Origin of the sequence: Pseudomonas sp. rhizo66 (genome assembly GCF_031931925.1) — a bacterium.
Taxonomy (GTDB): domain Bacteria; phylum Pseudomonadota; class Gammaproteobacteria; order Pseudomonadales; family Pseudomonadaceae; genus Aquipseudomonas.
Genome location: NZ_JAUJWZ010000021.1, coordinates 21,462 through 33,431 on the forward strand (window position 1 = coordinate 21,462; position 11,970 = coordinate 33,431).

Annotated in this window: 13 protein-coding genes; 6 read left to right on the plus strand and 7 right to left on the minus strand. The window is 60.1% G+C overall.

What is annotated here, in order from left to right:
* Positions 1-31 precede the first annotated feature (31 nt).
* Together QZR14_RS22925 and QZR14_RS22930 are read right to left on the minus strand one after the other, a co-directional pair.
* Positions 32-646, minus strand: coding sequence for an NAD(P)-dependent oxidoreductase (locus tag QZR14_RS22925; RefSeq protein ID WP_311997823.1), 615 nt, complete (start codon positions 644-646; stop codon positions 32-34).
* A gap of 45 nt (positions 647-691) precedes the next feature.
* Positions 692-1,570, minus strand: a complete 879-nt coding sequence (locus QZR14_RS22930; protein WP_250606384.1) for an MBL fold metallo-hydrolase — start codon at positions 1,568-1,570, stop codon at positions 692-694.
* Between the two features lie 114 nt (positions 1,571-1,684).
* On the opposite strand from QZR14_RS22930, the gene QZR14_RS22935 reads away from it, so the two are divergent.
* Positions 1,685-2,590 (plus strand): LysR family transcriptional regulator, encoded by a 906-nt coding sequence (locus tag QZR14_RS22935; protein WP_311997824.1) that lies wholly within the window; start codon positions 1,685-1,687, stop codon positions 2,588-2,590.
* A 158-nt stretch (positions 2,591-2,748) separates the two neighbouring features.
* On the plus strand, positions 2,749-2,925 hold the full coding sequence (locus QZR14_RS22940) for a hypothetical protein (RefSeq protein ID WP_311997825.1): 177 nt from the start codon (positions 2,749-2,751) through the stop codon (positions 2,923-2,925).
* Positions 2,926-2,997: 72 nt separating this feature from the next.
* On the opposite strand, the gene QZR14_RS22945 is transcribed toward QZR14_RS22940, so the two are convergent.
* Positions 2,998-3,882, minus strand: a complete 885-nt coding sequence (locus tag QZR14_RS22945) for a helix-turn-helix domain-containing protein (protein ID WP_250606382.1) — start codon at positions 3,880-3,882, stop codon at positions 2,998-3,000.
* Between the two features lie 177 nt (positions 3,883-4,059).
* Here QZR14_RS22945 and pobA point away from each other — a divergent pair, with 177 nt between their 5' ends.
* Positions 4,060-5,253, plus strand: coding sequence for a 4-hydroxybenzoate 3-monooxygenase (pobA, locus tag QZR14_RS22950; RefSeq protein WP_311997826.1), 1,194 nt, complete (start codon positions 4,060-4,062; stop codon positions 5,251-5,253).
* Between the two features lie 79 nt (positions 5,254-5,332).
* Positions 5,333-6,850: an MDR family MFS transporter gene (locus QZR14_RS22955; protein WP_311997827.1), complete on the plus strand. Its 1,518-nt coding sequence runs from the start codon at positions 5,333-5,335 to the stop codon at positions 6,848-6,850.
* A 24-nt stretch (positions 6,851-6,874) separates the two neighbouring features.
* Here the strand turns inward: QZR14_RS22955 and QZR14_RS22960 are convergent, their stop codons facing one another.
* The 4 genes from QZR14_RS22960 to QZR14_RS22975 all read right to left on the minus strand — a co-directional run bounded on the left by QZR14_RS22960 (position 6,875) and on the right by QZR14_RS22975 (position 10,841).
* Entirely contained in the window at positions 6,875-7,723 is an 849-nt protein-coding gene (locus tag QZR14_RS22960; protein WP_250606379.1) for a cache domain-containing protein, read from the minus strand.
* A gap of 158 nt (positions 7,724-7,881) precedes the next feature.
* Entirely contained in the window at positions 7,882-8,736 is an 855-nt protein-coding gene (locus QZR14_RS22965) for an ATPase (protein ID WP_311997828.1), read from the minus strand.
* A gap of 116 nt (positions 8,737-8,852) precedes the next feature.
* Positions 8,853-9,845, minus strand: coding sequence for an NAD-dependent epimerase/dehydratase family protein (locus tag QZR14_RS22970; protein ID WP_311997829.1), 993 nt, complete (start codon positions 9,843-9,845; stop codon positions 8,853-8,855).
* A 108-nt stretch (positions 9,846-9,953) separates the two neighbouring features.
* Complete coding sequence (locus QZR14_RS22975; RefSeq protein ID WP_311997830.1) at positions 9,954-10,841, minus strand: LysR family transcriptional regulator ArgP; 888 nt, start codon at positions 10,839-10,841, stop codon at positions 9,954-9,956.
* Positions 10,842-10,937: 96 nt separating this feature from the next.
* On the opposite strand from QZR14_RS22975, the gene QZR14_RS22980 reads away from it, so the two are divergent.
* Together QZR14_RS22980 and QZR14_RS22985 are read left to right on the plus strand one after the other, a co-directional pair.
* The gene (locus tag QZR14_RS22980) at positions 10,938-11,339 is read left to right on the plus strand and encodes an ACT domain-containing protein (protein WP_250606375.1); all 402 of its coding nucleotides are present in this window, start codon (positions 10,938-10,940) and stop codon (positions 11,337-11,339) included.
* A 5-nt stretch (positions 11,340-11,344) separates the two neighbouring features.
* Positions 11,345-11,947, plus strand: coding sequence for a LysE/ArgO family amino acid transporter (locus QZR14_RS22985; protein WP_250606374.1), 603 nt, complete (start codon positions 11,345-11,347; stop codon positions 11,945-11,947).
* The last annotated feature ends 23 nt before the right edge of the window (positions 11,948-11,970 follow it).

Below are 11,970 nucleotides of genomic sequence, written 5' to 3' on the forward strand. Positions count from 1 at the left end.
AAGCCAGACCAATCTCTCAGCATCACCTCATTCAATACCCGACAGTAAACCGCTGACGCGAATGCTTCGGCGTTTCCACTTCATCGATCAGCGCAATCGCGTAATCAGCAAACGTGATCCAGCTACGCCCCTCGGCACTCACCAGCAAATGATCCTGGCCGACACGGAAACTACCCGTGCGCTCACCTTCAACGAATTCCGCCGACGGCGACAGGAAGGTCCAGTCCAGCTCGTTCTCCGAACGCAACGCATCGAGAAACGCCGCGCCAGCGCTGGCCTCGGCTTTGTACTCGGCGGGGAAACCGGCGCTGTCGATCACCCGGGTGTCGTCCGGCAGCAACAGCGAACCGGCACCGCCGACCACCAACAGACGCTTCACGCCTGCCTGCTTCATCGGGCCGACCACGGCACTGGCGGGCACGGTGGCGAAATGCGCGGCGCTGATCACCAGGTCGTGACCGGCCACGGCGGCTTGCAGCGCTGCCGAATCCAGCACGTCGACATTCTTGCTGACCACGCCGGCACGGCTGCCGATCTTCGAGGTGTCGCGGGCGATAGCCGTAACGCTATGGCCGCGACGCAGGGCTTCTTCCAGCAGTTGGCTACCGGCACGACCGGTGGCACCAATGATTGCGATCTTGCTCATGACATTCTCCAGTTGGCTTGAGAGTGCTGCGTTTTCAGATTCGGCTTACCACTGCATTTCGCCCTTGGCGACTTTCGCGCTCAGCTCCAGCGAGCTTTCTTCGCCGAGTGTCGGGTAGCGCTTTTTCATCGCGGCGATCAGTGCAGCGGAATCTTTGGCCTTGGCGGTTTCCGCGTCGAAAGCCTTGATGTAGTCGGCGGTGAATTTCACGCTGGCCAACGAGCGGCTGCTGTCACCCAGGTAATGACCCGGCACCACGGTGTTCGGTTTGAGGGTTTCGATCGAGTGCAACGTTTCCAGCCAGTCGGCGTGGGATTGCGCGGTCTGGGTATCGGCCATCCACACATGGATGTTCTCGGCGACAACCACACCACCGACCACGGCTTTGAGTGACGGGATCCACACAAAACTGCGATCCGGCTGTTTGCCATCGAGGCCGACGACCTGCAATTTCTGCCCTTCGAGCATCAGGCTGTCACCCTTGAGTACGCCCGGCACGATGGTCTTTGCCGGAACGTCGGCGCCCATTTTCGGGCCCCAGAAGGCCAGTTTGCCGGCGACGGTTTTATTGATGTGATCAACCGTCGGTTGCGAGGCCAGTACCTTGGCCTCCGGGAATGCTTGAGTCAGGGTATCGAGACCGAAGTAGTAATCCGGGTCGCCATGGCTGATGTAGATCGTGGTCAGGTGCTTGCCGCTGGCGCGGATCTTTTCCACCACCTGTTCAGCCTGGGACTTGCCGAATTGCGCATCGACGAGAATCGCGTCTTTCTCGCCGCTGACCAGCACCGAGGTCACCGGAAAAATCGCGTTTGTCCCTGGGTTGTAGACGTCCAGGGTCAGGTTGGCAGCCGCTGCGTGCGCGGCGAAACCCAGGGAAGCGGTGGCGAGTAGAACGCGTTTAAGTGTGGTGAAGCCGATCATCTGTTGCTCCGTTGTCCGAATGCCGTGTTTGGCGATGGGACAAAGCTTAGTTGCCTGACTCAGTACAAAAAATGCGATGCTTGGACATAGTTTGTTTCTGAAAGCGGGCAAATCATGGATCGTCTCCAAGCAATGCGGGTGTTTGTCACCGTGGTGGATCTGGGCAGCCAGTCGGCAGCGGCCGATCATCTGGACCTTTCGCGGCCGGTGGTTTCACGTTATCTGGCAGAGCTGGAAGACTGGATCGGCGCACGCCTGATGCACCGCACCACGCGCAAGTTGAGCCTGACCGCCGCCGGCAGCGAAATCCTGCCGCGCTGCCGGCAAATGCTTGAACTGTCGACCGACATGCAGGCCGCCGTCAGCGAACCCCACGACGCCCCGCGCGGGCTGCTGCGGATCAGCGTCAGCACTTCGTTCGGCCAGGCGCAACTGGCCGATGCGATGGCCGCCTACGTCAAACGCTATCCGGGTGTGAGCATCGATCTGCAAATGCTCGATCGCACGGTAAATCTGGTGGATGAACGCATCGATCTGGCGATTCGCACCAGTAATGATCTTGACCCCAATCTGATTGCCCGACGCCTGACCGTTTGTCGTTCGGTGGTCTGCGCCGCCCCGGCCTATCTGCGAGAACAGCCGGCGCCGTTACGGGTCGAGGATCTGAGCAGACACAATTGCCTGACGCACTCGTATTTCGGCAAAAGCCTGTGGCATTTCGAGGAGGATGGCGAACCGGTGTCGGTGCCGGTGCAGGGCAATATCAGCGCCAACGAGGCCAGCACGTTACTGCGCGCCACCCTGGCCGGCGCCGGGGTGGCGATGCTGCCGACCTATCAGGCCGGGGTGCATATTCACAGCGGTGAGCTGGTTCGCCTGTTGCCCCATGCCGAGCCGCGGCAGATGAGCATCTATGCGGTGTACGCCTCGCGCAAACACATGCCGGCGGCGCTGCGCAGCATGCTGGATTTTCTCGTGGAGCGCTTTCCTGACAGTCCGCAATGGGACGTTGATCTGTAAACGGATCCAAAGCGGGAGCGAGCCTGCTCGCTCCCACAAAAGGTTCATCAGCGTGCTGAATGCCGTGGTAAATCCTCAAACGCCCTCGCTGGCAACTCCCCGCCGCTGACCTATGCTGAAAGTAATACCGCAGGGTATGTCGTTCAGAGGTCTACGCCATGAACATCAAAACAAGAAGGTACGTCGCGATTTTCATCACCTGCGCCGCCACGCTGGCGCTGTACGGCACCGCTGCCTGGCGGGTCGAACAGCTGCGACAGCTGCCGCGCGAGTATGCGAGCTGCAACTTCGATCGCTGCATTCCGCACAATGCCACGCTGAACGCGTTGCGCTGAGGCTGGGGGGTGACTCATTACCTGTGGGAGCTGGCTTGCCAGCTCCCACAGGTTTTTGTGGTGTTTATGAAACTACTGTTCGGCCTTCAGACGGTCGCGGAAAGCCTTCGGTGAAATCCCCACCCGGCGCCGGAACAAACGCGTGAAGTTGGTCGGATCGGAAAACCCCAACAACTCCGACATCTCGTAAATCGTCATGCTGGTGTAGGTCAGCAAGCGCTTGGCCTCCAGCAACTGACGCTCGTGCATGATCTGCAGCGCCGGCTGCCCCGCCAGTTCACGGCATGTGCCGTTGAGGTGCGATACCGAAATCCCCAGCCGATGCGCGAGGTCTTCAACCTTGACGTGCTGGCGATAAGTCTCCTCGACCAACTGAATAAAGCCATTGAGGTATTCGCGCTGACGCTGCGGCCGCTGACTGGCTTTGTGCCGCACGATCGCCTGCCGGCTGACCCAGACCATGATCACGCTGACCAGCGAATGCATGAGCATTTCCCGCGCCGGTTGGTGGCCGTTGTACTCGGCCTGCAACGCCGAAAACAGGCTGTTGAGGTAATCACCGTCGTTGCCTGCCGGGTAGTTTTGCGCGCTGGCCAGCGCGTGCACCGAATCGCCCAGTTGCGCCTGCAAGTGATTGATCAGCGGTGTGGCGAGGGTAACGATGAACCCTTCGACGTCTTCGGAAAAACGAAAGCCATGCACCGATAGCGGTGGCAGCACTTGAATCGCCGGGGTCTGGAGTTGCGTGCGCTGCCCTTCGATCTCAAGCTCTGCCTGACCTTTGAAGACGAAGAGCAACTGGCATAAATCAGCATGGCGGTGGGGTTTGATTTCCCACTCATGTTCGCGACTGCGGGAGGAAATGGTTTCACAGTGCAGCAAGTCAGGGGTCGGCCAGTCCAGGCTTTCACCGTAGAGCTTGAACACTGGAATCGAAGGCAGCTCAGGCTTGTTCATCACTTCAATCCAGGCCTCGGGGTTGTGGGCGATAATCGCACCGATTGGCAGAATGTACAGGTATCGGCTCAGTTTTCACCTTCAATTGACAGACCCGCAAGGGAAAAATGCAAGCACTCGATCCATAAAAAACATTCACCGGCGCTTGTCGCGTGAAGCTTGCGAGCCATAAAAACAATGAAAACGCTGAAAACCCAAGTCGCCATTATCGGCGCCGGTCCATCCGGATTGCTCCTCGGCCAGTTGCTGCACAACGCTGGCATCGACACCCTCATCCTCGAACGCCAGACGCCCGATTATGTCCTCGGCCGCATCCGCGCCGGGGTGCTTGAACAAGGCATGGTAGAGCTGTTGCGTCAGGCTGGCGTGAGTCAGCGCATGGACGCCGAAGGGCTGGTGCATGGCGGTTTCGATCTGGCCCTGGACGGGCGTCAGGTGCACATCGATCTGCACGCGCTGACCGGCGGCAAGAGCGTGATGATCTACGGTCAGACCGAAGTTACCCGTGACCTGATGGCCGCTCGTCGGGAGGCTGGCGCGCCAACGATTTACCAGGCGAGCCAGGTCGTTCCTCACGGCATGAAAAGCGACGAAGCGTTTATCACTTTCGAGAAGGACGGCGAAACCTGGCGCGTCGATTGCGATTACATCGCCGGTTGCGACGGTTTCCACGGTGTCGCGCGGCAGTCGATTCCGGCCGATTGCCTGAATGTCTTCGAGCGGGTTTATCCGTTTGGCTGGCTGGGCATTCTCGCCGACACGCCGCCAGTGCATGACGAGTTGGTCTACGCCCGCCATGAACGCGGCTTCGCCTTGTGCAGCATGCGTTCGGCGACCCGCACCCGCTATTACCTGCAAGTGCCGGCGGATGAAAACGTCGACGACTGGAGCGATCAGCGCTTCTGGGACGAGTTGAAAAATCGCCTGCCGGTGGCGCTTGCCGAGAAGCTGGTCACCGGCCCGTCGATCGAAAAAAGCATCGCGCCGCTGCGCAGTTTTGTCGTCGAGCCGATGCAGTACGGGCGGATGTTTCTGGTCGGCGACGCTGCGCATATCGTCCCGCCGACCGGCGCCAAGGGTTTGAATCTGGCCGCCAGCGATGTCAGCACGTTGTTCAATATTCTGCTGAAGGTTTACCGCGACGGCCGCACCGATCTGCTGGCGAAGTACTCGGAAATCTGCCTGCGCCGCGTGTGGAAAGCCGAGCGCTTTTCCTGGTGGATGACCTCGATGCTGCACCGCTTCGATGATCACGACGCTTTCAGCCAGCGCATCAGCGCCTCGGAACTGGACTACTTTGTCAGTTCAGAGGCAGGGCGAAAAACCATTGCAGAAAATTACGTCGGACTTCCTTATGAGGCTATCGAATAGCCTGCTACCGACTTACACTGGCGAGCATCCACCCGCGCGCAATGGCCGCGCGGGTTCATCACTGCCCGCAGGCTCGCCCGTGACCAATCTCAATCACCCCGAAACGCCCAAACCGGCCATTCGCAGCGTGCTGGTCGCGCTGATGATGGCGATCTTTCTCGGCGCGCTCGACCAGACCATCGTCGCCGTGTCGATGCCGGCCATCTCGGCTCAGTTCAAGGACGTCAGCCTGCTGGCCTGGGTGATTTCCGGATACATGGTCGCGATGACGGTGGCCGTGCCGATCTACGGCAAGCTTGGCGACTTGTATGGGCGGCGCAAACTGATGCTGTTCGGTATGGGCCTGTTCACCCTTGCCTCACTGTTTTGCGGCATGGCGCAAAGCATGGAGCAACTGGTGCTGGCGCGGATCCTTCAGGGTATCGGTGCCGGCGGGATGATCTCGGTGAGTCAGGCGATCATCGGCGACATCGTGCCGCCGCGTGAACGCGGGCGTTATCAGGGTTACTTCAGCAGCATGTACGCGGTGGCCAGTGTCGCCGGCCCGGTACTCGGTGGTTACATGACCGAGTACCTGTCATGGCGCTGGGTATTTCTGATCAACCTGCCGCTGGGCCTCGGTGCCTGGTGGGTGGCGCGGCGCAATCTGCGTGGCCTGCCGATTCCGCAGCGCAAACCGATCATCGACTACCTCGGCACGCTGCTGATGATCATCGGCCTGACCGCCCTGCTGCTGGGAATCACTCAGGTGGGTCAGGGCCATTCGTGGCGCAGCAGTGAAGTGCTCGGTCTGTTCGCGTGTGCAGTGGTGGTGTTGGCGCTGTTTGTCTGGCACGAACGCCGGGCGCGGGAGCCGTTGCTGCCGATGCACCTGTTTGCCAATCGCAACGCCCTGCTGTGCTGGTGCACGATTTTTTTCACCAGTTTCCAGGCGATTTCGTTGATCGTGCTGATGCCGCTGCGCTTTCAGAGCGTCACCGGCGCCGGTGCTGACAGCGCTGCATTGCACTTGCTCCCGCTGGCGATGGGGCTGCCGATTGGTGCGTTCTTCGCGGGCCGGCGTACGTCGATCACCGGGCGTTACAAACCGCAGATTCTGACCGGCGCGATGCTGATGCCGGTCGCGATAGTCGGCATGGCGTTCAGCCCGCCCGAGGCGACGCTGGTCAGTGGTCTGTTCATGTTGCTCTGCGGTATTTCCAGCGGCATGCAGTTCCCGACTTCGCTGGTCGGCACGCAGAATTCGGTGGAGCAACGCGACATCGGCGTGGCCACCAGCACCACCAACCTGTTTCGCTCTCTCGGCGGTGCAGTGGGTGTGGCGTTGATGTCGGCGCTGTTGCTGGCATTGTTGCAGGATTCCAGTTTCGCCCAGTTGGCGAGCAGTTCGCTGATGAGCGAAGGGCATTCGGGCAACGTCCTGCTCGATGGTTTGAACGCCGCGCCAGGGGATGCGCAGAACGCCTTGCGTGCGGAACTGCTGGTGACATTCCGGCATTTGTTGTGGGTGAGTGCTGCAGTGTCGTTGCTCGGGCTGGCGGCGGCGATTGCCATGCCGAACAACCTGCTGCGCGGGCGTGAGCACGGCGCCAAATAACCGAAGGCTGCGATCTTTTGATCTTCAAGGGCTGTAGTAACCGACTGCAACGAGGAAATGCCCGGCTTTCTTCAGGTAGGCATGCTTGTCCTCGACCTTGCCGGTTACCGGGTTCTTCCAGCGGTATTCATATTCGCCCTCATCCTGCTTGCCGATCAGCGCCAGAATCGGCTCGCCCACCGGTTTGCCTTCTGGGTCCTTGACCTTGCCGAAGTCGGTGTTGATCAAGCGCAGATTGGTGCCGTGGGCAACGTAGCGCTGGGTGTTCAGATCGACCACAAACACATACAGGTCATCCTGCAAGTAGCCACCCTTGAGCGAATTGATCGCGGTGAGTGTGCCTTTCTCGTCTTTGCCCAAATCGCTGGCCGCTTTGTCCAGCAGTGCTTTGGCCTGCTCCGCCGATGCTCGCGGCAAGTAGTACCCCACCGCCAGAATCCGCTGGCCGATGCGCTGGTAATACACGTGCTTGCGCTCGACCTTGCCGTCGGACCAGTTCTGCCAACGGTATTCGGCCTGCTGGATGCCATTGCCTTCCGGCACTTTCAACGCGTCCTTGAAGGTTTTCTGCAGATCCGGGCCGAGTACTTCACTGACGTCACGACCGATCAACGCCGACGAAGGCCCGCCGCTGGCGAGCATCACACCTTTGGTGTCGACCACGAAAACGTAGCGATCCTTGTCGACGAACTCGCCCTGCCGGCTGAACGCAGCGAACGCCTTGTCGCCGTTGTCGTGGTAATAAGCCAGGGCTTTTTCCAGCAAAGCAATGGCGGCCTGACTGTCATCCTTGGCGGTAGTAGCGGCGCTGGCCTGGCCGAAACCAGCCAGTAACATCACGCCGAGCCAGGCCACTTTATGCAAAAACCCCATAGCGCATCCCTCGTTCTTGTTGGTGTTTCAAGAGCGTAGACGGCTTGGGGTGATGTACGAGTATTCAGAATGATGCAGGGGATTACAGAGCCCCCCTGTGACAAAGGATATCCCCTCGCCACAGGGTTCTCTGTCGACGCAAAGAACCCTGTTTTTCGCTATGGGCGGGCGTTGATCTGCTGCTGCAGGTTCTGGATCTGCGCCTGCAGCGTATTGATGTTGCGGGTCATCTGCCCACGGAACGCATCGAACTCAGCGGTATTACCGCCACCCTGCGGGGCTGCCGGGCGGTTGTCCTGCTCGCTTTTCAATACGACGATTTCCTGTTCGAGGCGATCGATTGCCGCGCTAGGATTGCCCTGCTTCTTCAACGCCGCGATATCAGCGCCGAGGCTTTTGAACTGCGCGTCAAAGGCCTTCAATTGCGTGTCGACCTTGCTGGTGTCGGCCGGTGTGTTTTTCAGCGTCGCCAGTTCCGCGCTCAAGGCTTTGACCTGTGCCTGCAACTGAGTGTTGGCGTTCTGTTGTTCGGTGGTCTGCGCAGTCATCTGCGCCAGACGCTTGTCCAGATCAATGGCTTGCCCCGCGACGCCTTGCTGCTGTTTGCTCTGATCGAGCAGCTTGCCTTCAAGTTGCTTGATTTGCAGCTTAAGGGCTTCGCTGTCGCTGGTAACGTTGGACTGGCTGGCGACAACCTTGCCGGAAATGTCCTGCAAGCGTCCGGCGGCTTCCTCACTGATGCGCGCGAAGCTTTCCTGAGTGGCGACCAGTTGCTGTTCCATCAGCGAAATCTGCTGAAAGCTCCACCAGGCCAGGCCGATGAAGGCGAAAAACAGTGCGCCGACCAAAGCCCACAACGGACCGGTGCTGGCCGCCTTGACCTTGACCACCGGCGGCGTGCGCGAGTGCACGGAGGTGCGGGCGGTGGTCGGAATGTCATCGTCGTCGAAGGTGTCGGCACGCAGGCTCGGGACATCATCGAAATCGTCGTGGGCATCATTACGCATGGACATTGAGGCAACCTTTGTGAAACGCGGTGATGGCTAAATGCTGTGAAGTATAACCGCCGCAGCCGCAGGGATTGACCCCCAACCTGCGGAGCGGTTCATTGCCGCCCGGCCGAATCGTTTCAACGAATGTTCTGAGCTTTCCACCAGGCGCAGAACTCATCCAGCGCCGACCACAGGCTGACTTTCGGATCGTAGTCCAGATAATGCCGGGCACGGCTGATGTCGAGGGTGAAATTTTTTTTCATCACCTGCATGCCCAGCCGCGACAAGGTTGGCTCCGGACGCCCCGGCCAGAGCTTGCAGGCGCCCTCGTTGAGCGCCGCGACGCTGTAGGCCAGACCATACGAGCGATATTGGGTGACTTGCGGCACTTCCATCTTGCGCATCACGTAATTGACCACATCCCACAGCGGCACCGGCACGCCGTTGCTGATGTTGTAAGCCTTACCCAGCGCGGAGCCGGCGGCCAGCAAACTGCTGAGCATCGCTTCGTTGAGGTTCTGCACGCTGGTGAAATCGACTTTGTTCAAGCCATTGCCGATGATCGCCAGACGGCCTTTGCGCTGCATGTTGAGCAGGCGAGGGAAGATACTCATGTCGCCAGCGCCGGTGACGAAGCGCGGGCGCAGGGCGATGGTTTCGAGGCCGAACTCCTGCGCGCCGAAGACCTTTTGCTCGGCCAGGTACTTGGTCGCGGCGTAGGGATGCTTGAAGCGCTTGGGCACCTGCTCTTCAGTCAGATTGAGATGATCGCGACCATCGAAATAGATCGATGGCGAGGAAAGATGTACCAAACGCCGAACGCGCTGCTTCAGGCAGGCTTCGACGACGTTTTCCGTGACCTGCACATTGCCCTGATGAAAGTCCTGATAGCGCCCCCACAGCCCGACGGCGCCCGCGCAATGCACCACGGCTTCAACATCGGAACACAGCTCGCGGACCAGATCAGGATCAGTCAGATCGCCGGGGACAAATTCGGCACCACGGCGCACCAGATGTTCGACGCTCTCGGCCCGGCGACCGTTGACCCGCACGTCCAGGCCTTGCTCCAGGGCGAAACGCGCAAAGCGTCCGCCAATGAAGCCGCTTGCGCCGGTGACCAGAATTTTCATGCAAAACTCCAACAGAAAAGCAGCTACGAACTTCAAGCCCCCAGCTGCAAGTTAAAACGGTGCGCAGCGCTTGTCTTGCCGCTTGCAGCTTGACGCTCACAGCTGCTTTCAAGCCACCAGCCATTGCGCCGATGAACGCACCAATTGCTCAGTCAGCAAGCCCAGCAGCTGACCGCCATTGCGCCAATGATGCCAGTACAACGGCACGTCGATCGGTTTATCTGGCAACAGTTCGCGCAATAACCCGCGTTGCAATTGATCGCGCACTTGCAGTTCCGGCACCAGGCCCCAGCCGAGTCCGGCTTCGGTCAAGCGGATAAAACCTTCCGAGGACGGGCACAGATGGTGCTCGAAACCGCCATCGACGCCCAACGAGGCGAGGTAGCGATGCTGCAGGAAATCGTCCGGCCCGAACACCAGCGCTGGCGTGCGCGGCAATTGTTCGGCGCGTACGCCATCGGGAAAATGCCGTTCAATGAACGCCGGGCTGGCCAGCGCGCGATAGCGCATCGCGCCGAGCAACACACTGCGCGCGCCGGCCACCGGTCGCTCGCTGGCGCAAAGACACGCGGCCACTTCACCGGCGCGCATGCGTTTGAGGCCGACCGTCTGATCTTCGACGATCAGATCGAGCAGCAAATGTTGTTCGGCACAAAAGTCGCCAACCGCTTCGGCCCACCACGTGGCGAGGCTGTCGGCATTCAGCGCGATGCGCAAACGCTCCGGCAGACCCTCTTCGTCCAGCGCCGGCACCAGGGTTTGCAAGTCCCGCTCAAGCAAACGCACCTGCTGCACATGGTTGAGCAGGCGCCGGCCAATCTCGGTCGGCGACGGCGGCGTGCCGCGAATCAACACCGGCTGGCCGACCCGCGCTTCAAGCAGTTTGATCCGCTGCGAGATCGCCGACTGCGACAAGCCCAGCACCTGCGCGGCGCGTTCAAATCCTGCCTGCTCGACCACGGCGGCCAGAGCGGAGAGCAATTTATAGTCGAACATCAGTTTTCCTAATGAGCGATCAGCACTATTGGTTTTTCTTATACAGGTTTCGCCCGGAGAATAGCCAGCAAGCACTCTTTCTCAAGGATCACCCTCATGGCTGGCGAAACCTCTCTCACAACCTTGTTGCGCAGCATGAGCCCGCAACTCAACGCCGGCGAATACGTGTTTTGCACCCTGCGCGACGGTGTGTTGCCAAGCGGTCTGGAGGTTGTCGGCAGCTTCCGCGAACAGGAAGGCTTGACGGTGATTCTCGAACGTTCCCACGCCGAACAGGCCGGCCTCAGTTTCGATTACGTCGCCGCGTGGATCACCTTGAACGTGCATTCGGCGCTGGAAGCCGTTGGCCTCACCGCCGCTTTCGCCACGGCACTGGGCAAGGCCGGGATCAGTTGCAACGTGATCGCCGGCTACTACCACGACCATTTGTTTGTCGGCCAGGCCGACGCCGAACGCGCCATCCAAGTGCTGCGCGATCTCGCAGCCAACGCGGAGTGAATGTTATGTGGCAAAGCTATGTGAACGGCCTTCTGGTGGCCTTCGGGCTGATCATGGCCATCGGCACGCAGAATGCGTTTGTGTTGGCGCAGAGTTTGCGCCGTGAACATCATTTGCCGGTGGCAGCGTTGTGCGTGGTCTGCGATGCGCTGCTGGTGGCGGCCGGGGTATTCGGCCTGGCGACGATTCTGGCGCAGAACCCGACGCTGCTGGCGATTGCCCGTTGGGGCGGTGCGACATTTTTGATCTGGTACGGCAGCCAGGCGTTGCGTCGGGCCTGCTCGAAACAAAGCATGGGTCAAGGCGAGAATCAGACCGTGCGCTCCCTGCGCGCGGTGATGCTCAGCGCTTTGGCGGTGACGCTGCTCAACCCGCACGTTTACTTGGATACGGTGTTGCTGATCGGTTCTCTCGGCGCGCAGCAATCGGTGCCGGGCGCTTATGTAGTGGGCGCGGCGAGTGCTTCACTGCTGTGGTTTTTCACCTTGGCATTGGGCGCTGCCTGGTTGGCACCGTGGCTGGCCCGTCCGAGTACCTGGCGGATCCTCGATCTGGTGGTGGCGTTGATGATGTTCACGGTCGCGGGGCAATTGATATTGGCATCCTGATTTATTCCAAAAGGCTCTGGAAC